A 2,732-nucleotide genomic window follows, 5' to 3' on the forward strand; every position below is an offset into this window, starting at 1 on the left:
GATATCTAAGATCCAGATTGATTAAAAGCAATATACCGGTGAATCCCAGAAGTCAGAAAAGGAGGAGACGAGGAAGACCTACAAGATTTGAACCCTGGTCTTATCAAAAGAGAACTACTATAGAACGGTTATTTGCATGGTTGAAATGGGGTTCAGAAAACTGGACAGCAGATATGAAAGATTGGATTCAGTATTTAAAGGGTTATTAAATATCGCATGTTTTATGTTATGCTGGTACAAGGTTAAACCATGTTTTGAAATGAGTTCATTCTTAAATTCACGGCAAAACTAATATTATTAAAATTGCATTTAGACCCATAAATTGTTGAATAATTAAATGAGGTATAAAAAGATGTTTACAATCAAAAACCATCTGGAAATAGAAAACAATCGTCTTACCATAGGTGGTGTTGACGCTCCAAATCTGGTTGAAGAATACGGATCACCCCTATATGTTACAAATGAACAGCGAATAAGGGACAATTTCAAAAGATATAAAAATGCATTTCCTGATGCAGACCTATATTATGCAGCCAAAGCCAATGGAAACCTAACTGTTCTTAAAATACTGGCTGAAGAAGGAGCAGGTGCAGATGTTTTTTCTGATGGGGAACTTTATACAGCCCTGCTTGCCGGTATACCCAGAGAAAAAATACTTTTCAACGGGAATTCAAAATCAGAAAGAGAATTATTGATGGCTGTCCAGACCGGTGTCCGTGTATCTGTTGATTCATTTGATGAACTACATACACTCTCATCAATTGCAAAGAAGAAAGGCAAGGTTGTAGATATCGCATTTAGAGTAAACCCTGATGTTTCACCAAAAACCCACCCCAAAATATCCACAGGTCTTAAAACATCCAAATTCGGAATCCCTCATGAGGAAGTCGTAAGTGCATACAAACAGGCGCTCGATAAACCGGGTGTCAATCCAGTCGGGATACACTGCCATATCGGTTCCCAAATACTTGAAATCGATCCATTTGCTGAAACTGTAAACAAAATGATGGACCTTGTAGAACAAATTTCCAGACTGGGTGTTGAATTCGAATTTGTGGATATAGGTTCAGGTCTGGGAATACCCTATGAGAAAAATATCGAAGTTCCTACACCAAAAGACCTTGCAGATTGTATTGTACCTATTTTTAATGAACGATGTCAGGCAGAAGGCGTAAACCCAAAACTTGTACTTGAACCCGGTCGTTATCTGGTCGGGGATTCTACTATACTGCTTACCAGTGTAAACACCATGAAAAATGCTGCAAAAAAATTTGTTGGAGTTGATGCAGGTTTTAATACCATGATACGACCTGTGATGTACGATGCCTACCATCATGCAGTTGTAGCCAACAAGGCAGAAAAAAACGCTGACGAGACATATACTATTGTAGGACCTATATGCGAAACAGGAGACATAATGGCAAATGACCGTGAATTACCGGAGATAGAAAAAGGAGACGTTATTGCTTTTCTGGATGTTGGCGGCTATGGATATTCAATGAGTTCCCAGTACAACGGAAGACCAAGATGTGCAGAACTGCTTGTTAATAAGGGTGAAATTGATATAATAAGGAAAGCAGAAACCTACTCTGATTTGCTTGCCAACCAGGAAGTCCCATCAAGGTTCCTGTAAATCCGGCGGAGATAATTCCAAAAAGTTATTAAAGGCATATGTATATTCCTGAGAAGATAGATTTTGCAAAATATAATCATAATAACTACCAATGATCGAGTTGATTAATTTGACAATACAGGAAGGAGATTTTATAAAACTATCATATACCGGAAAACTTGAAGACGGTACAGTATTCGATACCACTGATGAAAACATTGCGAAAGAGAACGGCATATACAACGAGAAAGGTATATACGGAGGAGATGTTGTTGTAGCTGGTGCAGGTCACACAATAAAAGGACTGGACGAAGAACTGGTCGGAAAAGAGGAAGGTCATTCAGGAACTGTGGACATTCCACCCGAAAAGGCATTTGGAGAACATGACCCCAAACTTGTGGAATCCCATTCAATAACAAAATTTCAGGATCGAAAAGCTTACCCAGGTATGGAAGCACAGATTGATAATCGAAAGGGTGTTGTCACGAAAGTTATCGGTCGCAGAGTCCGTGTTGATTTCAACCATCCGCTTGCAGGAAAAACCGTCACCTATGATTACACCATAGACAAAAAGATTGAAGATGCTGATGAAAAATTACAGGGACTTCTTGCACTCTATACGGGTATAACAGATATGGATGCCAAAATCCAGGATAACACCGCTGTAATCAACATTCCAAATGAACTTACCTTCAACCAGAGATGGCTGATGGTAAAAGGCAGGATTGCAAACGACCTGATGGAACATCTTGGAGTAGAAGAAGTTCAATACGTGGAAAAATATCCACCAAAAACTATTAAACCAGAAGAATCCGAACTAGAGGAAGAAACTACTGCAGAAACTGAACCCAGCGGAGATTAAATTTCTCTGCTGATTTATTTTCTCTGTTAACCTGTCAAAACAGATTGAATCAAAACCCTTTTATTATATAAACTGTCATTAACATCCGCAAATTGAGCCGAGGTGGCAGAGTGGACTAAAGCGCCGGTCTTGAGAATCGGTGGTGCTAAAGCACCGCGGGAGTTCGAATCTCCCCCTCGGCGCCAACTTTTTTCTTATCCTTTTCTGAATCAACATAATAATTATTAATACCTTATCAAAAAAAATCGGCAATTATAT

The 2,732-nt window shown here is 39.0% G+C and carries 2 protein-coding genes, 1 tRNA gene and 1 pseudogene; all 4 read left to right on the top strand.

Features of this window, described 5'->3' with window-relative positions:
- Positions 1-209 (top strand): annotated as a pseudogene (locus ACLFMM_RS09775) (hypothetical protein); the annotation flags it as partial.
- A 143-nt stretch (positions 210-352) separates the two neighbouring features.
- Positions 353-1,633: a diaminopimelate decarboxylase gene (gene lysA / locus ACLFMM_RS09780; protein WP_410808545.1), complete on the top strand. Its 1,281-nt coding sequence runs from the start codon at positions 353-355 to the stop codon at positions 1,631-1,633.
- A 109-nt stretch (positions 1,634-1,742) separates the two neighbouring features.
- The gene (locus tag ACLFMM_RS09785; RefSeq protein WP_410808546.1) at positions 1,743-2,474 is read left to right on the top strand and encodes an FKBP-type peptidyl-prolyl cis-trans isomerase; all 732 of its coding nucleotides are present in this window, start codon (positions 1,743-1,745) and stop codon (positions 2,472-2,474) included.
- Between the two features lie 96 nt (positions 2,475-2,570).
- Positions 2,571-2,659: transfer RNA gene (locus ACLFMM_RS09790), tRNA-Ser, on the top strand.
- The last annotated feature ends 73 nt before the right edge of the window (positions 2,660-2,732 follow it).

The sequence above is a fragment of the Methanohalobium sp. genome (assembly GCF_046546175.1).
GTDB lineage: Archaea > Halobacteriota > Methanosarcinia > Methanosarcinales > Methanosarcinaceae > Methanohalobium.